The sequence below is a fragment of the Opitutus sp. genome (assembly GCA_024998815.1).
Classification (GTDB): Bacteria; Verrucomicrobiota; Verrucomicrobiia; order Opitutales; family Opitutaceae; genus Rariglobus.
In genome coordinates this window covers 37,834-57,928 of record JACEUQ010000003.1, presented here as the reverse complement: position 1 = coordinate 57,928, position 20,095 = coordinate 37,834, and the positions used below count along the sequence as shown (strand labels likewise).

At 61.4% G+C, this 20,095-nt stretch carries 19 protein-coding genes and 1 tRNA gene; 11 read left to right on the top strand and 9 right to left on the bottom strand.

What is annotated here, in order from left to right; genetic code table 11:
• Positions 1-107 precede the first annotated feature (107 nt).
• The 4 genes from H2170_15450 to H2170_15435 all read right to left on the bottom strand — a co-directional run bounded on the left by H2170_15450 (position 108) and on the right by H2170_15435 (position 2,491).
• The gene (locus H2170_15450; protein ID MCS6301465.1) at positions 108-1,340 is read right to left on the bottom strand and encodes a site-specific integrase; all 1,233 of its coding nucleotides are present in this window, start codon (positions 1,338-1,340) and stop codon (positions 108-110) included.
• Between the two features lie 71 nt (positions 1,341-1,411).
• Positions 1,412-1,486 (bottom strand) — tRNA-Gly (locus tag H2170_15445).
• 49 nt (positions 1,487-1,535) lie between these two features.
• Positions 1,536-2,138: a recombination protein RecR gene (gene recR, locus H2170_15440; protein ID MCS6301464.1), complete on the bottom strand. Its 603-nt coding sequence runs from the start codon at positions 2,136-2,138 to the stop codon at positions 1,536-1,538.
• 44 nt (positions 2,139-2,182) lie between these two features.
• On the bottom strand, positions 2,183-2,491 hold the full coding sequence (locus H2170_15435) for a YbaB/EbfC family nucleoid-associated protein (protein MCS6301463.1): 309 nt from the start codon (positions 2,489-2,491) through the stop codon (positions 2,183-2,185).
• Positions 2,492-2,640: 149 nt separating this feature from the next.
• Between H2170_15435 and H2170_15430 the strand changes: the two genes are divergently transcribed.
• Positions 2,641-2,883 (top strand): hypothetical protein, encoded by a 243-nt coding sequence (locus H2170_15430; GenBank protein MCS6301462.1) that lies wholly within the window; start codon positions 2,641-2,643, stop codon positions 2,881-2,883.
• A gap of 20 nt (positions 2,884-2,903) precedes the next feature.
• Positions 2,904-3,140 carry a hypothetical protein gene (locus H2170_15425; GenBank protein ID MCS6301461.1) on the top strand — a complete coding sequence of 79 codons (237 nt, stop codon included), beginning with the start codon at positions 2,904-2,906 and terminating at the stop codon, positions 3,138-3,140.
• A gap of 263 nt (positions 3,141-3,403) precedes the next feature.
• On the opposite strand, the gene H2170_15420 is transcribed toward H2170_15425, so the two are convergent.
• A complete protein-coding gene (locus H2170_15420; protein ID MCS6301460.1) occupies positions 3,404-5,335 on the bottom strand; it encodes an ATP-dependent DNA helicase RecQ in 1,932 nt (643 codons plus the stop codon).
• 261 nt (positions 5,336-5,596) lie between these two features.
• On the opposite strand from H2170_15420, the gene H2170_15415 reads away from it, so the two are divergent.
• The 6 genes from H2170_15415 to H2170_15390 all read left to right on the top strand — a co-directional run bounded on the left by H2170_15415 (position 5,597) and on the right by H2170_15390 (position 11,134).
• The gene (locus H2170_15415) at positions 5,597-6,664 is read left to right on the top strand and encodes an IS630 family transposase (GenBank protein ID MCS6301459.1); all 1,068 of its coding nucleotides are present in this window, start codon (positions 5,597-5,599) and stop codon (positions 6,662-6,664) included.
• Between the two features lie 913 nt (positions 6,665-7,577).
• Positions 7,578-7,937: a hypothetical protein gene (locus tag H2170_15410; protein ID MCS6301458.1), complete on the top strand. Its 360-nt coding sequence runs from the start codon at positions 7,578-7,580 to the stop codon at positions 7,935-7,937.
• Positions 7,934-9,400 (top strand): IS21 family transposase, encoded by a 1,467-nt coding sequence (locus H2170_15405; GenBank protein MCS6301457.1) that lies wholly within the window; start codon positions 7,934-7,936, stop codon positions 9,398-9,400. Before H2170_15410 ends, H2170_15405 begins: the two co-directional genes overlap by 4 nt.
• The gene (locus H2170_15400; GenBank protein MCS6301456.1) at positions 9,397-10,164 is read left to right on the top strand and encodes an ATP-binding protein; all 768 of its coding nucleotides are present in this window, start codon (positions 9,397-9,399) and stop codon (positions 10,162-10,164) included. The genes H2170_15405 and H2170_15400 overlap by 4 nt, the downstream gene beginning before the upstream one ends.
• Before the next feature lie 146 nt (positions 10,165-10,310).
• On the top strand, positions 10,311-10,781 hold the full coding sequence (locus tag H2170_15395; protein ID MCS6301455.1) for a transposase: 471 nt from the start codon (positions 10,311-10,313) through the stop codon (positions 10,779-10,781).
• Complete coding sequence (locus H2170_15390) at positions 10,778-11,134, top strand: hypothetical protein (GenBank protein MCS6301454.1); 357 nt, start codon at positions 10,778-10,780, stop codon at positions 11,132-11,134. The genes H2170_15395 and H2170_15390 overlap by 4 nt, the downstream gene beginning before the upstream one ends.
• Positions 11,135-11,793: 659 nt before the next feature.
• On the opposite strand, the gene H2170_15385 is transcribed toward H2170_15390, so the two are convergent.
• Both H2170_15385 and H2170_15380 read right to left on the bottom strand, forming a co-directional pair.
• On the bottom strand, positions 11,794-12,591 hold the full coding sequence (locus H2170_15385) for a DUF4115 domain-containing protein (GenBank protein ID MCS6301453.1): 798 nt from the start codon (positions 12,589-12,591) through the stop codon (positions 11,794-11,796).
• Positions 12,592-12,634: 43 nt separating this feature from the next.
• Positions 12,635-15,109 carry a DNA translocase FtsK 4TM domain-containing protein gene (locus H2170_15380; protein ID MCS6301452.1) on the bottom strand — a complete coding sequence of 825 codons (2,475 nt, stop codon included), beginning with the start codon at positions 15,107-15,109 and terminating at the stop codon, positions 12,635-12,637.
• 103 nt (positions 15,110-15,212) lie between these two features.
• Between H2170_15380 and H2170_15375 the strand changes: the two genes are divergently transcribed.
• The 3 genes from H2170_15375 to H2170_15365 all read left to right on the top strand — a co-directional run bounded on the left by H2170_15375 (position 15,213) and on the right by H2170_15365 (position 18,297).
• The gene (locus H2170_15375; GenBank protein MCS6301451.1) at positions 15,213-16,160 is read left to right on the top strand and encodes a class I mannose-6-phosphate isomerase; all 948 of its coding nucleotides are present in this window, start codon (positions 15,213-15,215) and stop codon (positions 16,158-16,160) included.
• 103 nt (positions 16,161-16,263) lie between these two features.
• Complete coding sequence (locus H2170_15370) at positions 16,264-16,971, top strand: hypothetical protein (GenBank protein ID MCS6301450.1); 708 nt, start codon at positions 16,264-16,266, stop codon at positions 16,969-16,971.
• A gap of 1,074 nt (positions 16,972-18,045) precedes the next feature.
• On the top strand, positions 18,046-18,297 hold the full coding sequence (locus H2170_15365) for a hypothetical protein (protein MCS6301449.1): 252 nt from the start codon (positions 18,046-18,048) through the stop codon (positions 18,295-18,297).
• Here the strand turns inward: H2170_15365 and H2170_15360 are convergent.
• The gene (locus H2170_15360; GenBank protein MCS6301448.1) at positions 18,246-18,680 is read right to left on the bottom strand and encodes a hypothetical protein; all 435 of its coding nucleotides are present in this window, start codon (positions 18,678-18,680) and stop codon (positions 18,246-18,248) included. The genes H2170_15365 and H2170_15360 overlap by 52 nt on opposite strands.
• A gap of 47 nt (positions 18,681-18,727) precedes the next feature.
• Complete coding sequence (locus H2170_15355) at positions 18,728-20,068, bottom strand: ISAs1 family transposase (protein ID MCS6301447.1); 1,341 nt, start codon at positions 20,066-20,068, stop codon at positions 18,728-18,730.
• Between the last annotated feature and the right edge of the window lie 27 nt (positions 20,069-20,095).

Sequence of the window (20,095 nt, the reverse complement as noted above, 5' to 3'; positions counted from 1 at the left end):
CAACGTGGCGGGGCAAAAAAGCCCGCACCGGTGAGGGTGCGGGCGGTGAACCAAAAACGACACCTGTGTCGTTTTTGGGGAGGGGGGTGGCCTGCGATGCCTACCGACTAGGCTGCAATGGGCAGGGGGCTCGTTTCGGTCGGCGTGACCGTGGCGGTGGCGACGGGTGAAGTGGCGGCGGTAGCGACCGGCGTCGGCAGGATGCCGAAGAACTGATCGGCCTCGGCGGGGGTTTTGAGGTCGAGGTAGTGCTTGCGGATGATGCTCTCGGAGTTGCCCGCCTGCAGTGCCGCCTCGCCCATCGAACGGTATTTGGCCACGTGCATGGAGATGAACGTGTGGCGCATGATGTCGTGGGACAGGTCGAACTTTTCGGCGATGCCACGCCGCAGGTTGGTGGAGTTTTTGGGGATGATCGGAAAGCGCGAGAGCGGGTAGGCACGCAGCCAGGCGGCGAGGTTGGGCTGGATGGTGACGTTGCGTTTCATGCGGACCTTGGACACCTCGGGCTCGATCATAATCGCGCCGGTTTCGAGGTGGATGCTCTCCGGGCGGAGTTTGGAAATTTCGCCGACGAGGATACTGGGGCGGATGCCGGCAAACAGGCAGAGGCAGAAGTAGGGGACAAACACGCCGCCTTCGAAGGTCTCGATGTAGCGCATGAGCTTTTCGCATTTCTCAGCGGTGAGGGTCTTGGCCGAGCCGCGTCGGTGGCCGATGCGTAGGTGGGGGACTTTTTCTAAGGGGTTAACCGCCAACCAGTCTTGGTAGTAGGCATACTTGAAAAAGGTGAAGAGCACCCCTCGGCGGTTGTTGAAGGTCTTGGGGCTGGGTTTGCCTCGCATGCAATGGGCGGCGACGGCCTCGCGGGTGAGGGTGGCGAGCATTTTTCTGGGAAAGGCCTGTTTGAGGTTCACCAAGCGGATGCGGATGTCCTTGAGCTGGCAGGGCGAAAGCATGCCGCGGTCGTGTTCCTGTTGTTTGGTCGCCAGGTAGGCGGTGGCGGCGGCCTCGATGGTGATCTCGCGTTCAGGGGCGCGGTAGTTGGTCAGCGCATAATCCAAATAGAACGAGAGCGACTTGGGCGCATCGGTGAGGCGCTGAAAGGCGGACTCGGCTTCGTGTAACTGCTCGTCGGACAGACGGGTGGCCGCAGTGCGCACGCCGGTGGCCGACTGGATCTGTTGAATTTCCATCGTCTGGCGCTCGGCGGAGGCCTCGGCGCGGGACGGGAAGTTCTTGCGGATGCGCTTGCCGTCGAGCCAGCCGGTGAGGCGGAAAACGATTTCCCCTGAGGGATTCGTGAATTCGGAAATGACGAACTGAGGAGCCTGGGACATGTAGGATTTGCCACGTCAACTGACAAATCGGTTGTCGCTAAAACTAAGTCGTTATAAATAAGCGACTTAACTGGTGCGGGCAGAGGGAGTCGAACCCTCTTCTCATGCTTGGGAAGCACACATAATAGCCGGTATACTATGCCCGCGTCTAACAACTTACGTGTGCTACCAAAGTCATCCTGCCTCCGCCCGCAATCACGAATATTCACGCCGCGCATCTAACGCGCTTTTTAGCGTCACCGAATCCGCGTACAACACCCCGCCTCCACTCGGTAGCCCGAAACCTATGCGAGTCACTTGGACGGGTGTGCTGGTTCCTGCCGGTAGGTGCTCGGTCAGGTAATGGCAGGTCGCCTCCCCCTCGACGTCGTTGGACAGCGCCAAAATCAGCTCGCGCACTTCGCCCGCTTGGGCGCGGCTCAGCAGCGTCGTTAGGTTGAGCTCAGCCGGCCCCACGCCGTGGATCGGCGAGAGTTTGCCGTGTAACACATGGTAAACCCCGCGGTACGCTCCCGAGCGTTCCAGCGCCACCAAATCGGGCACGTTTTCAACCACACAAACCACGCGCTGGTCGCGCCGTTCGTCGTCGCAAATCGCGCAGTGCTCGGCCTCGGCCAAGTTCCCGCAGCGCTGGCAGCGGCGCACACTGCGGGTCGCTTCCTCGAGCGCTTGGATCAACACCGGCAGCGCCTCGGGTTTTCCCACCAGCAGGTGCAGGGCGATGCGCTCGGCCGACCGGTAGCCCACGCCGGGTAACTGCTTGAGCTGCTGTTGGAGTCGTTCGAAGGCGGGGGTCATAAAAAAAGCCGGGCGCGCGGGCGCCCGGCGCTCAGCGGGTTCGCTTAGAACATGCCGGGCATCTGGAAGGCCGAGGTGACCTTCTGCATCTCGGCGTCGTTGTAGTCCTTGGCCTGCTTGGCGGCATCCTGGATGGCGGCCAGCAGGGTGTCGGCGATCAGCTTGGAGTCCTCTTTGAGGAACTCGGGGTCGAGGGCCAGCGCGAGGAATTTGCCCGCACCGTTGATCTTCACTTTGACGGCGCCACCGCCCGCGGTGACGTCGATTTCCTTGGTTCCCAGCTGAGTCTGGATCGACTCGATGGAACGCTGCATTTTCTGGGCTTGTTTGAGGAGTTTGCCTACGCCGGCCATGGTAAAGAAGGGTTGTTGATTAAACGCTGCGGGTTGAGAAAGGGCTAGTGCCTAGCAAGCGGGGCAAGTCTTCAAGCCCCAAGTAATCGAAGGTGTGGTAAAAACGGCTCAGCGGCCCCCCTCACGTGCGCAAAAATAGCCGCTCTTTTTTGTCCACAGCCCTCAATCCGCAGGAGAATCCCGCCGATCGAGCCAATCTTCCCCCAGATTCCACCGATCACGCGTCAATAGAGGACTGTATATCAGCTGAAAATCAGTTGGTTATACGTGGCATCGGACGCCTCAAGAAACTTGATGCGGGCGTTCGCTTTTGGCCGGTAAAAGTGAAAATTGTGCTAAAGTTCAAGGGCGGCGGGCCGATGGTAGTAGCGACGGTGGAATTGGCCCAGTAATTGCAACAATCCAGGCTCTCATGAAAACCTCGATCACCCACAAATCGAAGCCTCAGTCGCCCAATCCCATTTCCGTTGGTCTGAGTTGTTGGCTGTGGGAACGTGAGCGCGTGCGCCGAATTGTTCGGCTGGGGGAAAAGTGGGGCGTGAATTTGAAGTTAACCCAGCACATCCACGGCCTGCGCCGCGACATCCGCTGCCAGATCACCGGTCCGAACGTGGACCGCTTCATCGGCGAATTCGCCCGCCGCTGTTAGCAGGTAGTTACATTTAAAGTGCCGGATATCAGCCAAGACAATTTAGCCGCAAAAGAACGCAGAGATCGCAAAGAACAAGCACTGTATTTCTATGCGTTCTCTGCGTTCTTTCGCGGCTAAAAGGCTCGAAGTATTTTGTTGATTTTGTCCGTCCCGAGGTACGCATAGGTAATGCAGGTAATTACTTGGGGATCTTTGCATCCCTTTGAGCCTTAGCGTTAAAACTCCGATTCAGCGTTCGGCACTTCAACTGTTACGGCCTTTTAGGACAGTGCCTTAACCGCTGCGGCGACGTGGGCGAAGGGTGCGTGGCTGGCGCTGCCAAACGCGGGGTGCCGGGTCAGCTTGGCCTTGGTCAGCGCGGGCGCGGGGATGCCGCACAGAAACCGGGTAACTTGCCGCGTCGCCCGCAGCGCCGCCGGGTGCTGCGTGCGGAGGTTGGCCAAGTCCTTGGCGGGCAAATCCAGCTCGGGTCGCGGGCGTTCGAGCGTCACCGGCGGAACGCCCGCACAGGGTCCGCAATGGCCGCAGTCGCGCCCATGCTCTTCGCCGAAATACCCGAGCAGCCGGCGCACCAGGCAGCCTTTGTCGGCCAGCAGCGAGCTCACCGCCGCGCTGCGTTGGAGGTCGCTTTTTTCCCGGGTGGCGAAGCGCTCACAGAGGTCGCGCCAGATGGCGGCGAGGTCGCCGGGTGCGTTCACCACCCGGTAGCCTTGGCGTACGCCGGCGACTTGCAGTTCGAGGTCTCCTTTTTCCTCCAGGTAGGTGAGTGCTTTGACGATGCGTTCACGGTCCCCGCCGAGTGCCTCGGTTGCCGCCGCCAGGTCCACCGAGTTCCAGCTGCGCCCGGCCTTGGCCAGGCCGAAAAGCTTTTGCAGAAACGTGCGCCGGTCCGGGTCGAAGCGCGCCAGCACGTCGGCGGGGGCGCGGTGGAATTTCCACTGGTAGGTGGTGTAAAACGGGCTGGTCGCGGCGATTAGGCCGTTGAGTTCCAAGTAGGTGAGCGCGGTGGAGACGACCAGTTGGCGGATGTCGTGCCGGCCGGAAAGTTCGTAGGTGGACACGTCAAACACCGCGCCCGCCTTGCGCCCATCGAGGAGTTCCTTGAGCAAATCGCGCAACGCTTCCTTCGTCGGGGTGTCGCCGTAGGTGAAGTTTTCCAGAACGGTGAGGTCCTCGCCGGCGGCAAGGATTTCGCACTGCGAGGGCAGGCCGTCGCGCCCGGCGCGGCCGATTTCCTGGGCGTAGTTCTCGATGCTCTTGGGCAGGTTGTAGTGATAGACCGAACGGATGTTGGCTTTGTCGATGCCCATGCCGAAGGCGATGGTCGCCACCACCACGGTGTCGGCACCCGCCATGAAGCGGTTCTGCACGGCCTCGCGCGCCTCCGGTTCCATGCCGGCGTGGTAGGCTTCGGCCGGATACCCGGCTTTGGCCAAAGCGGAGGCGACCGTCTCGGCGGTTTTTTGCAGGGTAACGTACACAATGGCCGGGCCCTTGAGGCGGGTGCGCAGGCGCTCCAGTAGCAGGCTCAGGCGTTTATCCGGTGCGCAGGCGGTGGCGCGCAGGGTGAGGTTGGGGCGGTAAAAACCGGTGTGCACGTGGGCGGCCGGTTCGATGGCGAAGGCCTTGCAAATATCATGGGCCACAGCCGGCGTGGCGGTGGCGGTGAGTGCGAGCACGCGCCCGACGTGGAGCTCGCGGGAGAAGCGCGCCAGTTTCAGGTAATCGGGGCGGAAGTTGTGGCCCCATTCGGAGATGCAGTGGGCCTCGTCGATGACCAGGAGGTCGATTTTGAGGGTCTTGAGGCGGGCGAGGAAGCGCTCGTTGGAAAAGCGCTCGGGGGCGACGTAGAGCAGTTTTAAGGTGCGGGCGCGCAACGCGTCCTGGATCGCCTCAAACGCCTCGCGCGAGAGGCTGGAATCGAGGCGGGCCGCCGCGATGCCGCGCGCTTGCAGGAAGTCGGTCTGGTCCTTCATCAGCGCGATGAGCGGGGAAACGACGACAGTGAGGCCGTCGAGGAGAAGAGCGGGGAGTTGGTAGCACAGGCTTTTGCCGCTGCCGGTGGGGAAGACCGCGAGGGATGACCGACCGGCGAGCAGATGAGTGATGACGGCTTCCTGGCCGGGGCGAAATGCGTCGAAGCCAAAGCGCTGACGCAGGGTTTCGCGGGGCAGGGAGGTGGGCTTTTTCATGAGGGAAAGGGTGGGGCGAAGGGGAGAAGGGTTCGGTTGCGCGGACCGTGGGATGGCCGCGCCCATCGCAGAGACCACGCTGGAACCCGGAAAGTGCCCGAAGGTGAAGCAAATTGGCCGGGACGGCCAACGCTACAGGGATCGAAAAATGTAGGGTTGGAAATGTAGGGTTGGCCGTCCCGGCCAAGAATTGAGCGCTGGCCAATTCAGCTCACCTAGTGCTTACTTGCAATAATAAGTGATATTGTATCCGCTTTGTAGATGGGACGAAAAGCCGTGCGAATCACTTGTAGCGAGGGGGATCAGCAATCCCTAGAAAAACGGGCAACCAGCCGGATTGAGTCGAGGCAGCGAGTTGAGCGCGCCCGGATGATCCTTGGGTGCGTGAGTGGCGAGCAGGTGCAAGAGGTGGCGCGCCGCTGCAACACCAGGCCGAACACCGTAATAAAGTGGAGGGATCGCTTTGTGCTGCTTGGCATGAAGGGGCTGGATGATGCGGCACGGCCGGGCGCGAAGCGCACCTACGGTGAGGACTTTCGAGATCGGGTGCTGGCTTTATTGGAAGGGCCACCCCCTCCGGGGCAGGCGCGCTGGGATGGTCCAGCGGTGGCCCGTGTGCTCGGCGGCTCGGTGCACGCGGTCTGGCGAGTGCTGCGCAAGGAGGGCATTTGCCTGCAGCGCCAGCGCTCGTGGTGCGTGAGCACTGACAAGCAGTTCGCAGCCAAGGCAGCCGATATCGTCGGGCTCTACCTGAGCCCACCGGAAAAGGCATTGGTGATAAGTGTGGATGAAAAGCCTGGCATCCAAGCCCTAGAGCGCGCCACCGGTTACGTGGAGACCGACAATGGTAAAATCGTCCAGGGACTCAAAAGCACCTACAAGCGCCACGGTACACTCAACTTGTTCGCTGCCCTTGATGTGGCCACGGGCTTGATCAAGACGCAGAAAACCACCCTTAAGCGCCGGGAGGAGTTCCTGCTGTTCATGGACCAAGTGGTGGCGGATCACCCGCCCGAGAGAGAACTCCACGTGATTTTGGATAATTATTGCACCCACAAAAAGTGCGACGCTTGGCTCGCTCGGCACCCCAATGTCCACTTCCACTTTACCCCAACCTCGGCGAGTTGGCTCAATCAAGTTGAAATCTGGTTCGGCATACTAACAAGGAAGGCGCTACGGGGCGCGAACTTCAGAAGCGTCGCCGAACTTAGTCAGGCCATTGACGCTTTCGTCGCCGCCTACCTGCCCAATGCCAAGCCGTTCAAGTGGCGCAAGCGCGAGGTCAAGGGAAGCCAACTCAGAAATACTATCATTAATCTACGCAATTAAGCACTAGAAGCCCCCTGGGCAGCATCAGGTCAAATCGAAGGGGGGAGGGCTTTGGAAACTGTTTTGGCTGCCCGCGTCCGTACTGAAAAAGCGGCGGACGTAAAAGCGAAACATGCCGGATGAAACCAAGGCAGTTTGGCCGCAAAAGAACGCAAGGAGCGCAAAGAACAAACCCGGTAGCCCTAGGCGTTCGCGGTGTTCCTTCGCGGCCTCATAAGCTGTGAGCGGCGAGCGGGAAAGCGTCTATTTCTGGCGGTTAGGAATGCACTTCTTCTTCGGTGGATCTTCTTCCCCTTAAAAAGAGTAATACTCTTCTTCCGTGGGTGGGTTTTCTTCCCTGTCCGGCTGGGGATATGAGGGGTGCGAATGGGTGGAGATTGAACCGGCGGGACGCTTGGCGGATGCACAGCGATGCATCCAACCGGTTCACGCAAGTGTTTGCACTGTGTCGATTTCTTTCTGCCCGACGCGCATAACCGCGAGCGTCAGCGCTACTGCGGGAAGCCGGGATGCCGACGGGCGAGCCGGGCGGCCAGTCAGGCCAAATGGTTGGCGAAGCCGGAGAACCTCGACCACTGGAAAGGCCCAGAAAATGTCCAACGGGTGCAGGAGTGGCGGAAGGCCAATCCGGGGTACTCAAGGCGGAGGGGGCCGCGACGGCGGGTGGCGTTACAAGACATCCCAACTACGCAATCCGTTGTGCACCAGCCTAAAGCCGAGCCGGTCGCCGAGGTGGCGTTACCGAATCCCTGCGTGCCGTTACAAGACAGATGGGAGTCGCAAAACCCTGTGCTCGTGGGGCTTATCGCGCAGTTCGCCGGAGTGACGTTACAAGAGGACCTCGAACCCATGCTGCGACACCTGCAATCCCGGGGGCGGGTGATCCTGGGCATCGACGTCCAGCCGCCCGATTATGCAAAAACAACCGATCGATCGCGAACAACTCCGGCGCACGCCGGCCCAGTTTAGCTGGCTGGACCACCGGCTGGTGCGGGGCAATTACCTGGGGCGGGCCAGTGCCCCCGCCTGGGGCCTCTATCTGGTCCTGGTCACCGTGGGCGACGCCGACGGGCTGAGTTACTACGCCACGCGCACCCTGGCCCGGCTGCTCACGCTCAGCGAGGACGGCCTGGTCGAGGCGCGCCGGCAGTTAATCGAGGCCGGGGTGATCGCCTACGCCGCGCCACTTTACCAGGTGCTCTCCTTGGACCGGGGCAGGCCAACGCACACGCTGGCGGCAACGCCGCCGCCGAGCCGGGAGGTGGGCGCGTGATCGATTACGAACTGTATTGCCGGATAAAACAGGCGGAGGCGGCCGGTCACAGTGCGCCGCAAATCGCCCGCTCGCTCCAGTTGCACGTGCAGACGGTGAGGCGCTGGCAGGCGCAGGAAAAGTACGTGCGCAGCCAGGCCGCGCAGGTGCCTAGGCCAAGCAAGCTCGACGTGCACAAGCCGGCGATCGCGCGCTGGCTGGAGGCCCATCCGTTCACCGCCATGCAGCTCTGGCAAAAGGTGCGCGAGCGGGGGTACACGGGCGGGTATTCAATTTTGAAAGACTACGTGCGGCGGGTGCGGCCGAGGAACCTGGAGGCGTTTCTTACCCTCAAGTTTGCCCCCGGCCAGACCGCGCAGGTGGACTGGGGCAGTTTTGGCGCGGTGGAGGTGGACGGCACCCGGCGGGCTTTAAGTTTTTTCGTCATGGTTTTGGGGTACAGCCGGTTCCTGCATGTGGAATTTACCCTCGGGCAGGGCCAGGAGTGGTGGCTGGGCTGTCACCGGCGCGCCTTTGAAAAACTCGGCGGGGTGCCGCGCGAGGTGATGGTGGACAACTGCAAGACGGCCGTCCTCTCGCATGTGCCCGGGACCGACCCGGTGTACAACGCCCAGTACCTGGACTTTGCCCGGCACTACGGGTTTACGATAAAAGCGTGCGGGCCGGGGCATCCGCAGTCCAAGGGCATGGTGGAAAACGCGGTGGGTTACGTGAAAAAAAGCTTCCTTGGCGGGCGGCAGATGAACGGGTTTACCGAGCTGGGGCCGGCCGCCAGCTTGTGGCTGGAAACGGTGGCCAACGTGCGCGTTCACGCTGAAACCCAGGGCCGGCCGGTGGACCGGCTGCCCGAGGAGCGCGCTGCGCTCCTGCCGCTTAACCCGGTGGCCAGTCCGGCGGTGCGCACCTTAAGCGTGCGGGCGTCGCGGCGGTGCCGGGTGAGTATCGAAACGAACCGCTACTCGGTGCCCACGAAGTTTGCCGGGGCGCTACTCACCGCGCAGATCGAGGGGGCGCAGGTGAGGTTTTATGCGGACCGCACCCTGGTGGCCGAGCATGCCCGCAGTTTTGCCCGCCGCGCCGATGTGGAAAACCCCGAGCATGTGCGCGAACTCGAGGAGCGCAAACGGCAGGGGGCGCGGCAGCGCCTGCGGCTACGGTTTTTGGAACTGAGCCCGGCGGCACCCGCCTACCAACGGGGGCTGGAGGAGCGCCGGCTCAACGCGGGACACCACCTGGCGACTATCGTGGGTTTGGTGGCCCTGTATGGAACGGAGGCAGTCGGCCGGGCGATCGAAAGCGCCCATGAACTCGGCGCCTACTCCAGCGATTACATCCTCAACTTGCTCGAACAACGCGCGCGGGCCTTGCCGCAAGCCGGGCCGATCCACCTCACCCGCGCCGACGCGTTGGCCGCACTGGAACTCGAACTGCGTCCCCCGGATTTAAGCCCCTATACCCAATGAAAACAGAACCCGAAAAAACCGATTTATTAAAAGATCAACTCAAGTACCTGAAACTCGGTTACCTGCTGCGCCACCACGGCGAACTCACGGCCGAGGCGGCCAAGGCGCGCTGTTCGCACGCCGAATTTTTACGCCGACTGGTGCAGGCCGAGACCCAGGACCGCCAGATCCGGGCGCTGGAGCGGCGCATCCAGGCAGCGCGCTTCCCGGTCAAGAAAACCGTCGACCAGTTCCAGTGGGACTGGCCCAAGGAGTTGAACGAAGCGCAGGTGCGGCACCTCTTCGAACTGGGCTTTGTCAAGGAGCGCACCAACGCGGTGTTTTGCGGTGGTGTGGGGCTTGGGAAGACACATCTCGCGAGCGCGTTGGGCTACGCGGCGTGCCAGGCGGGCTACACGGTGCTGTTTACGACGGCGGTGGACGCGATCAACGCCCTGGTCACCGCCCAGTCCCTGCACCGGTTGCAAGCCGAGTTGAAGCGTTACATGACCCCTGCGGTGCTCGTGCTCGATGAGGTCGGCTACCTGCCGCTCGACAAGTCGGGGGCCGACCTGCTCTTCCAGATCGTCAGCCAACGCTACGAACGCGGCTCGCTGATCGTCACCACCAACAAGGCCTACAAACACTGGGCAGGGATCTTTAACAACGACGCTGGCATCACCGCGGCGATCCTGGACCGCCTACTGCACCGGGCCCAGACCGTCGTCATCGAGGGCAAATCCTACCGCATGAAAGACCGCCTGGCCGACGAACCTGCAAGCTGACCGGGCCTGATGATCGGCCCCTGGCGGGGCCGGTCATCGGCTTTTACGACAGGTGATTTTGTAACCGCCAGAAATAGACGGTGTTCGCGCCGCCGCTCACATCATAAGCCAACAACTCAGAGCTGAAAACATGAATCCATGTCGGAATGCAGCTCTGTTACTCATGGAAACTGCACGAAGCGCCGCTGGCCCGCCAGCTCCTCGGTTGGGTGAACAAAGGCGAGGTGATCTTGGCCGACCGAGCCTTTTCTTCCTGGGGACTCATCGCCTTGTTTGAGCGCAAGGGAGTCGATGTGGTGATGCGCCTGCATCAAGCCCGCAAGTCGGATTCAGGACTGGTTACTTGGCGCAAACCTGAGTGGAACAAGCGCATGGATAAAAATGAGTGGGACGAACTGCCGCAGATCCTCCAGCTGCGGGTGGTTCGTTTTCAGGTCGTGATCCCAGGCTTCCGCACCCAACACATTGGCTTGGTCACCACGCTGCTCGACGAAGTTGCCTATCCGGATTCGGTTCTGGCCGATCTGTTTCGTCGCCGCTGGCAGGTGGAACTTTTTTTTCGCGACATCAAAACCACCCTGGCCTGGATGTGTTACGCACCAAAACCCCGGAGATGATCGAGCGTGAAATCATCGTCCAGACAATCGCTTACAACTTGATCCGCGCCCGGATGCTTGAAGCAGCCAAACAACATGATGTGCCTCCGCTACGCATGTCGTTCAAAGGGACCGTCGGCGTCCTGCGCACCTTCGCCCCTTTATACAGTCCGGACAATAAAAAGGCATCCCAGCGCTACGAAGATCTACTGCTGGCCCTCGCCTCCGCCCCCGTGCCGCTTCGCCCGGACCGCAGCGAACCACGGGCGGTCAAGCGCCGCCCCAAATCCTATCAATTACTCACCCGCCCCCGCCACGAAATGCGCGTATCCACTTTTCGGCGTCAGAAATTGACGATAACACCCCTTAACTAAGTGCCATTCGGGCCTGGCCGTTTTTTTTTGTTATATTTATTGGGCGACCCCGTTTTTAGCCCACCGTTGCGCTCTGCTGGAGTCCACCCCCGACCTTGAGCTCACGCTCAAGGCCACGAGAAGCCGCGGAGCGCTTATGCCCAATGCCTCTCCTGAATGTGGCCTTGAGTGTGAGCTCAAGGAGGTTCGCTGACCGGCGATTACGCGTGAGGGCAGGCAGGGAAGTCTGCGCTACTGGGCGGAGCCTGACCCCGGACGACACGGAGGTCGTTCATCCCTAATCAATGCATCCCCAAGCTACTATTCATGCCTTCATCCGAGTTAAGGGAACGCATCTTGAATACGTATTAAACCCGAACTCCGAAGTTCAAACCAACCACAGATTACGCAGATGGCACAGATACAATCCATTAGGAGGTAATCAACCCCGGCTTTATCCCCCATTTTTCAGCCTCTCTTAAAATTCAGTAACATCCTGATATCTGTGCTCATCCGTGAAATCTGTGGTTAAAACTTCGGTATTTGGGTTAAAATGAGCTGTTCAATTCGGCCGATTTTCCACACCGCCGCCCCTCGGGCGTACCCCATAAAAAAGCCGCGCTGACGGCATCAGCGCGGCTTTTCCTGTTCGGGCGGTGGGCTATCCGCCAACGGTCGGCTTATGGGGCCTTGATGGCGGAGCGTTTGTCCTTGAGCGGCCATTTCTGGCCACTGAGCTCGATCATCACCGACTGCGGATTCTCGGTTTGAATGGTGATCGCGTTGTTGCGCACCAGGGCGCGCGTTTCGCCGGCCTTGAGCGGACCCTTAAATAAGGTGGTGCCGGTGGAATCCGTGGCGGTCACCAAGTCCACGGCGGCCACCGCGACGAGACCGAGGGTGCGGTCGCCTTCCTGCGGTTTGATCCACGTGATGGTCTCGGCAGGCGTTTTGGCGGTGCTCAGGGCGTTGACGCCCCATACTACGACGAGGGTCAGCACCACCAGGCCGCCTATCAGCGCGGCGCCCTTGATCAGCAGGTTGGTGTCGAGGCTGACGCCGCCGCCGTGGGGGCGGAAGGTGGCTGGGTTTTTGTCGCCATGGCCGTTGTCGGCACCGGCATGGTGGGGGGCGGCGGCGGGCGAGGGTTGCTCGACGACGTTGCCCGCTTTAGCGGTGGCCACGCTGATGTCCATGCGGCCGTAAACCTCGCGGTTGAGCCCGCGGCTGTTTTTGGCGGCGTCGCTCAGGCCGAGCGCGGTGTAGTCGTTAACGATCTTGTCGCCGGGGAGTTTGAGGTAGTTGGCGTAGGTGCGCAGGAAGCCGCGCACGTAAATCTCGGGCAGCTTGATATCAAACTGGTTGCTCTCGTATTTGTGCAGGTAGTCGCCGCGAATCTTGGTCGCTTCGGCGGCCTCACGAATGGAGATGCCTTTGCGTTTACGGGCTTCTTCGAGGCGTTCGCCGATGGTCTGCATAGGGTGGGCTTAAGGAAAAGGGTGGGGGAGGGGAAGGCGGATTTTAAAGGGAATCGAGGTCCACGATAATTTCGCGCGGACTGGAGCCGTTTTCGGGGCCAACAATGCCCTTTTGCTCCATCAGGTCCATGATGCGCGCGGCCCGGTTATAGCCGATGCGCAGACGCCGCTGGATCATCGAGGTGGAGGCGCGCTTGGTGGACTTGATGACCTCCAGCGCCTGATCGTAGAGCTCCTGGTCGTCGCCGAGATCCTCGTCGGCATCGCCGTCCTCCTCGTCGTCGGCCGAGGCGTCGCGGTCGATTTGCTGCTGGACGGACTGGGCGTACTGGGGTGGGCCGTTTTTCTTCAAAAACTCGACGACTTCCTGGACCTCTTCGTCCGAAACAAAGGCACCCTGCGCGCGCACCAAACGCGAGCTGCCGGGGGGCGAGAATAACATGTCGCCGCGCCCGATGAGGGTGTCGGCGCCCTTGCCATCGAGGATGGTGCGGGAGTCGACTTGTGAGGCGACTTGAAAGGCGATGCGCGAGGGCAAGTTGGCTTTGATCACGCCGGTGATGACGTTCACCGAGGGGCGTTGGGTGGCGATGATCAGGTGGATGCCAGCGGCGCGGGCGAGCTGGGCGAGGCGAGCGATGGAGGTCTCGATCTCGGCGGGGGCGACCATCATGAGGTCGGCGAGCTCGTCGATGATGGCGACGATGTAGGGCAGGCGATCGGGGATTTCTAGGCCGTCGTCATCGGCGAGCGGGTCGATGCCTTCAAGCGAGGGCTGGAGGTCGTTGGGATTGAGGCCGGTGGGGGTGGTTTTTTTGCGGCTGTTGAAGCCGGCGATGTTGCGCACTCCGACCTTGGCGAACTGCTGGTAGCGTTGCTCCATTTCGCCGAGCAGCCACTTGAGGGCGGCGGGGACCTTTTTGGCCTCGGTGACCACCGGGATGAGCATGTGCGGGAGGGTGTTGAACACTTTGAGTTCAACCACCTTCGGATCCACCATGATCAGGCGCAGGTCTTTCGGACTCTTGCGGTAGACGATCGAGGCGATGATCGAGTTAATGCACACCGATTTACCCGAGCCGGTGGCGCCGGCGATGAGCAAGTGCGGCATCTTGGCCAGGTCGGAAATGAGAGGCTTGCCGGATACGTCTTTGCCGAGGGCGATGGGGATCTCGGCTTTGGCGGCAGACCAGTCCTCGGATTCGAGGATCTCGCGCATGCCGACGGGGGTGGGGATGCGGTTGGGGATTTCGACGCCGACGGCGGCTTTGCCCGGAATAGGTGCGAGGATGCGTACCGATTGGGCGCGCATGCCGAGGGCGATATTTTTGTCGAGACTGGCGATTTTTTCGACGCGCACGCCGGGGGCGGGGACGAGTTCGTAGCAGGTGATGACCGGGCCGACGTGGATCTCGCCGGGAGTAACGGTGACGTTGAACTCGCCGAGGATGCGCACGAGGTCGGCCATGTTGCGGGCGTATTCGTCGTCTGAGCCCTCGGAGGAGGCGGAGGCCTGTTCCTTGAGCAAGGCGAGCGGGGGGAACTGGTAGTTCTCCTCGACCAAGGGAACGGCGGGCGACTTGGCCTTTTTGGTTTCCTCGGCTTTGACGATGGCGATGGGCGCCAGGCCGGCGGGCAGTTTTTCCAAGTTCGGCTCGGTCTTGGCCGGGCCGCGATTGATCTTGGGCAGGCTCGCGGCCGCATCGGGCGCGGGCTGCGTGGGATCTGCCGAAGCGGGCTCGGTGGGGCTGATGGCGAATGGGGGCGCGGTGTTGCCGGTGCGGGTGAGGCTGAGTTTTTTGTCGGCGGCGGCGGGCGCGGCGACCACGGGTGCGAGGGCGGCCTTGGCCTCGGCCTTGCGTTTTGCCTCGGCGGCTTTGACCTGGGCGAACATCTCGGCGGTCTCCCGCTTTTCGGCGGCGCGGGCCTCGCGCCAGGATTGGAAGGCGTGCAGGAGCTTGTCGAATTCTTGGCCGATGTCGGTGGCGATGATGAAGACGAGGGCGAGGCCGTAGGTGGTGCCCAGCAGCACCACGGTGCCGAAAACCCCGAGGGTGTCCTTGAAAAGCCCCTGATAAACCCAGTTGCCCAAAAGCCCGCCGAGCCCTTCGGTGAAATACTGGTTTTTGTTAAAACTTTCGATCATGGCCACCAGGGCCGAGCCGGTCACGATGCACGTCAGCATGGCCATGACGCGGGGTGCGGCGAACTGCTTGGCGCTGCGCACGGCCAGATAGGTCATCCAAAACAAAAACGGGGGGACCAGCCAGATGCTCAGGCCGATGGTGTGCAGCGCCCACCAAGTGAACTCGGCGCCCAAACTGCCGACCAAGTTGGGGGAGGCCAGGCGGAAATTGGTGCCGGTTTGGCGGCTTTGTTCAGGGGCGAAATCCATGAAGGCCACCAACAGCAAAAGCCCGACAAGGAAGCAGCTGCTGGCCGCGACCCAGCGGGGCCGGTTGCGCGGGGGGTCAAACGACGGCGTGGCTTTTGAGGTTGAACTGACAGGCTTGGACATGTGTTTTTCGACCGAGGGTAAAGGGATCAATTCCATGCCAGCGTTCCGCTCGCGCAAATGCAATATCCCCCTGCTCCTTTTTCACGTTTAACGCATATTAATTATGTCCTCTTTTCTCCGTTTGCAGCCGTTGTACCAGGATCGCGTCTGGGGTGGTCGTGCGCTCGCCAGCGCGCTCAATCGCACCCTGCCGCCCGAGCGCCCCATCGGCGAAAGCTGGGAAATCGTCGACCGCCCCGAGGCGCAGTCGGTGATCAGCGGCGGTGAGTTCGACGGCCAGTCCCTGCGCACGGTCATCGCCGGTCAGTCTGCGGCGATCATGGGCCCGAACTGGCCCGCTGACCGGCCTTTCCCGATCCTCGTAAAGTGGCTCGATTGCAAGGAGCGCCTGAGCCTGCAGGTTCACCCGCCCGCCGCGGTCGCCCCCGAGCTCAAGGGCGAGCCCAAGACCGAGAATTGGTACATCGCCGCCTGCGCCCCCGGTTCTCACCTGATCGTCGGTTTGAAAAAAGGCGTGACCCGCCTGCAGTTTGAAAAATCCCTCGCCGACCTCACCTTGGACGCCTGCGTACACCGTTTCCCGGTTGCGGCGGGCGACTCGATTCTCGTGCACAGCGGCCAGATCCACGCGATCGACGGCGGCAATCTCATCCTCGAAATCCAGCAAAACTCCGACACGACCTACCGCGTGTACGACTGGGGCCGGGTGGGTTTGGATGGCAAACCGCGCGCGATGCACGTCGAGCAGTCGCTCAAATCGATCAAGTGGGACGACTTTGAGCCGGTTCCCGTGCGCGCTGAACGCAAGGCGGCAACGATCGCCGCTGCGCGTGAGTTTAATATTCAACGCCTGCCGCTGGCTGCGGGTGAGTCGGTGGTTTTCGCCGCCGGTGAACAGCCGCGCATCCTCAGCGTGGTCGAGGGGCGACTGGTCGCGCCGACGGGTGAAGTGCTGGTGCGCGGCGACAACGTCATCCTCCCCTACGCTGTAAAAAATGAGTTTATCGCTGAAAATGACGCGCTCGTGCTGGTAACGGGAAACTTTTGCTGACACAAAATCGTCAGTAGAAGTTATGCACCTTAAACATTCTCGTTCTCATCGGGGCGGGGGGGCGTTAACACAAATCGTGGTCTTTTTGTTGTGCGCTGGCGCCATGTTGGCGCTCGGCTGGATTTTGCTTTTGCCGGGTTTGTTCACCAGTGTGATCCAGGATCGCACCGGTTTTCCGGCCAAAATCGATTACTTCTACGCCAACCCGTTCACCTCCGAGGTGCGCATGCGTGGACTGGCGATCATGAATCCGGCCGGGTTTGCCGCAGCCGATTGTTTAGAGGTGCATCAGTTTACTGCCAAGGCCGACCTCTTTTCGCTGCTGGGCGGCGCTCCGGTGCTCGACATGAGCACGATTGACGTGACCCGCGTCACCGTGGTGACCAACGCCGATGGCGTCACCAATCTCGATCTCATGAGCCGCAAGTTCGTGTCGGACTCAGGCCTGAAGCCGAACGCCGGCGGCAAGTCGCTCGCGGCCTCCCGCACGCCCGCCCCGACTCCGTTCCAGTTTCTGGTTCGCAAGCTCGATATCCGCCTCAACGAGGTGGTTCTCAAGGATGAGCGCCAGGGCAAGTCCGCCCAGTTGGTGCATTCGCTCGCGTTCAAGCGCAGCTACAACGACGTCACGCCGGATACCAAGTTTAATGCCGACTTGCCTGAGGAAGTTGTCGTCGCCGGCAAAGAGGTGGGTGAGCGGGTTTCGGGTGGGCTCAAAAGGGTTTTGGCTAACACCACCCAGCCGAGCCCGCACCAGACCTACGCCTGGGGCGAGAAGGTCAAAAAAGACGCTCAGGCGCCTGCCAAATAGCGCGGGCCTGCCCACAGGGAGGCGGAAAAAGTAGCGCAGACTTCCAGTCTGCTCTCTGGAGTTTGGCCCCAAAACGAGTTGAGATCCGTCCCCCCAGCTAAGGTAGAAGCGTACCGCAGGTAGCAACGGCATGGGTTTCGATGCGTTCGTGGACGTGCGGGTGGCTGTTGCGAAGTCTGCGAAACTCTCCGGAGTGATCAGCTCAGATCGCCATACATGATGCGCAGCACCTGTATGGTTCTTGGCACGAGTTAAACCCGAACGCCGAAGTTTTAACCACGGAATTCACAGATGAGCACAGATAACAGAGTGTTACTGAATTTGAAGACAGGATGAAAAAAGGGGATCAAGCTGAGTCCGTTTACCTCCTAAGGGATTGTATCTGTGCAATCTGTGTAATCTGTGGTTGGTTTGAACTTCGGAATTCAGGTGTGCGACCATGAAACTAACAACCATAACAGTGAAAGTCTGTTCGGCCGAATTTAACGATTCGCGGTCGAAGGGCCCGGTCACGGATGCAGGCCGCGAGGCCTCGCCGGAAAGCACGACCGTGTGCCCGAACCAGTCAGCCGCAACGAAGGTGAACCCCATCCAATGAGCTCCGTTACCGAAACAACCGACGAGTCCAGCCGCTACCTGAACGGTGAAGCCTGCAAGGATCGGAAAAGGCAGTCTCGCAAAGACGTAGGACCTAAATCGTTGATTTCCGATCAACACGTCGGCGGAGTCAGCGGGGGCGGCGGGGTGGGAAAGGTCGTTAGGTTAAGTGGTGAGACCTGCGGCGGTGGGGCGTCTTGCGATGCCTCAACCACCGGCACAAGCGCGGCAAAACCTCGTAAGGCCGGACGGGCCGTGGCAGGAGTCGGAGACCTCCATAGTAGTGATGATCTAGCGGACATTAAAACCGCCGGGGAGCGAAGGGAGGGCACTTGTTCCCACGCATCACAGAGCGGCAAAGGACCCGACGATGGCTGGGGTGATGAACTCTGGATAAAAACGTCACCGAAGGTTCGGAAGCTGCAACGTGTGCTATATCGGAAAGCAAAAGCGGAGCCGCATTGGCGGTTCTATAGTTTGTATGGAGAGCTGTATCGGCAGGACATTCTGTCGGATGCGCTCGATCAGGTGATCGCCAATGACGGCGTGCCGGGAGTGGACGGGTTCGAGGTGGAAACGCTCGTAAAGAACGAAGCCTATCGGGCGGCATGGCTGCTTGCGCTGGCGGAGGAAATGCGAACGAAAACCTACCGACCCAGTCCGGTCCCAGCGCCGATTCATAGCGGGAAGTTTACCGAGGTAAGTGCGCGGAGCGCGCGACGGTCATGATTTTCGGACATGTGGGCGATAAAGTCGGAGGTATAAAGGTGGCGTTTTTTAGTTCGTTGACCGCGCCAGTGCATGAACAGGCTGTTGGCCCAGCGGTTGAACATGCCGTGGATGCGCACCGCGTTCGGGCGGCGTAATCGGCAGCGATCATCCTGGCGCGAGGCGTCGAGGCGGGCATGCAAACCGGTCTCGATTCCCCAGTGCGCAATGTTGACCTCCAGCCATTGGGCGGGAGTCAACTCGGCGGCGGGGCGACTGGTGATCAGCGCCACGGTCTCGGTGGGCTTGCCGTGGCGTTTTCGGCAGATTCTCGCGGCTTGCGCCACCAGGGGGAAGCAGGCGCTTTCCGCGCTCAACTCGCGCGCCACCAGGGTGCGCGTCACGGGGTGCTTCTTTTCCTGGGTGGTACGTTGCTCGGCAGCGGGATCTTTTAACGGGTCAAAAAAGGGGCGCCCGGATCGGGCACTTGCGCTGCTACGATTTTCTGCAAGCCGGGCTGATTGCCTTTGACGGTGAACAGGTAGTCGCCGCCATGCTCCAGTACGATCGCCCGCGCGGTGTCCGCCTGGGTATGCAGGGCATCAAGGCTCACGAGTTTATCGACCAAATCGAGTCTCTCACACAGGGCGCGGGCGGCGGGAATCTCGTTACTTTTTTCGGCGACGACCTCGCTGCCGAGATAAAACAAGCTCGGCGAGGTAACCGCGGTCACGACGTTTTGTCCGCCGCTGTGCTTGGGGACTTTGCCGTCGATGACCACGATCTCGGTGGCGGGAGGCTCGCCTCGCACCTGGCGTTGGTGGGCGAGTAAAACCTCCTCGATGCGCGCGGCCTGCACACGGGCGAACAGACGGCTGAAGGTGGGCTGGCTGGGAGCGCCGTATTTGCCGCGGCGGCGGATCACCCCGAGGGCTTGGCGTTGGACCGGGGAGAGCCGGCGGGCGAAAGCGGCCAGGTCACGTTGGCCGCGGGGTGCTCCGGCCAGATAGGCCGCCGCCGTGATCGCCAGCAGCGCGTGCAAGGGATAGGCCCCGATGTAGGCGCGGTATTCAGGCACTTGCCGGAAGGCCTCCGCCAGGCTGATTAAATCGGGGGCCTTCAGGGTACTTCGCACCGGAACTTTCGCCTCCACCGCAGCCAGCGAGGGTTTGATCTGCCCTGCCTGAAGAGCTCTCCGGGCCCGGGGCTCCAGCTCGCGCACAAACAAGCGCTTGGGCTTGGCGTGGTGCTCGTAGTAATCGCGCGACTTACGCGTGTTGCCCTTGGTCAGGCCCAACTCGGTCCACCCGGATGCCTTGTATACACTTCCCGTAAAACGCTCGGGGTCGACGAAGGTTTCCACGACGAGCACGGGGTGCTCGTAACGCGACTGCCAGTCGGCACTGAGCCGGCCGAGCACCCGGCTCAAAACCGCCGAGCCCAAGTTGGGCACCGCCGGCTTGGGCAGCAGCAGGAACCGCACGTTGTTGACCACCAGCGCCAATCGGCGTCGGCGCTGTTCTCCACTCCAGCCAATCCACGCCTCCCGGCCGCGCAGGTGCAGCGCCGCCGCCGCAAACACCAGCACCGCCACCCAGGTGCCCTGCGCATCGCTCACCGCGTACAGCAGCCGCTCGCCCACCGGTTTCACCGCGCCCAGATAGTGATGCTCCTCAAGCAGCCCCTGCGCTCGGGCGTTTAACTCGGGGCTGTCTAGCACCTGCACCTGCAAGTGGCGCAGCGAAATCACCTCCCCTTGGGGGTTCGACGGGTTCGTTTCGGCCGGCATCATTCACCCAGCCAAAATGAATTCCTGGGG

Excerpts from the sequence above, each read along its gene's own strand:
- H2170_15425 (MCS6301461.1), top strand. The coding sequence starts at position 2,904 with ATGAAAACCTCGATCACCCACAAATCGAAGCCTCAGTCGCCCAATCCC.
- H2170_15385 (MCS6301453.1), bottom strand. The coding sequence starts at position 12,591 with ATGCAGACCATCGGCGAACGCCTCGAAGAAGCCCGTAAACGCAAAGGC.
- H2170_15370 (MCS6301450.1), top strand. The coding sequence starts at position 16,264 with ATGTTGGCGCTCGGCTGGATTTTGCTTTTGCCGGGTTTGTTCACCAGT.
- H2170_15390 (MCS6301454.1), top strand. The coding sequence starts at position 10,778 with ATGATCGAGCGTGAAATCATCGTCCAGACAATCGCTTACAACTTGATC.
- H2170_15380 (MCS6301452.1), bottom strand. The coding sequence starts at position 15,109 with ATGTCCAAGCCTGTCAGTTCAACCTCAAAAGCCACGCCGTCGTTTGAC.
- H2170_15435 (MCS6301463.1), bottom strand. The coding sequence starts at position 2,491 with ATGGCCGGCGTAGGCAAACTCCTCAAACAAGCCCAGAAAATGCAGCGT.
- H2170_15400 (MCS6301456.1), top strand. The coding sequence starts at position 9,397 with ATGAAAACAGAACCCGAAAAAACCGATTTATTAAAAGATCAACTCAAG.
- H2170_15415 (MCS6301459.1), top strand. The coding sequence starts at position 5,597 with ATGGGACGAAAAGCCGTGCGAATCACTTGTAGCGAGGGGGATCAGCAA.
- H2170_15375 (MCS6301451.1), top strand. The coding sequence starts at position 15,213 with ATGTCCTCTTTTCTCCGTTTGCAGCCGTTGTACCAGGATCGCGTCTGG.
- H2170_15410 (MCS6301458.1), top strand. The coding sequence starts at position 7,578 with ATGCAAAAACAACCGATCGATCGCGAACAACTCCGGCGCACGCCGGCC.
- H2170_15450 (MCS6301465.1), bottom strand. The coding sequence starts at position 1,340 with ATGTCCCAGGCTCCTCAGTTCGTCATTTCCGAATTCACGAATCCCTCA.
- recR (MCS6301464.1), bottom strand. The coding sequence starts at position 2,138 with ATGACCCCCGCCTTCGAACGACTCCAACAGCAGCTCAAGCAGTTACCC.
- H2170_15420 (MCS6301460.1), bottom strand. The coding sequence starts at position 5,335 with ATGAAAAAGCCCACCTCCCTGCCCCGCGAAACCCTGCGTCAGCGCTTT.
- H2170_15395 (MCS6301455.1), top strand. The coding sequence starts at position 10,311 with ATGCAGCTCTGTTACTCATGGAAACTGCACGAAGCGCCGCTGGCCCGC.
- H2170_15355 (MCS6301447.1), bottom strand. The coding sequence starts at position 20,068 with ATGATGCCGGCCGAAACGAACCCGTCGAACCCCCAAGGGGAGGTGATT.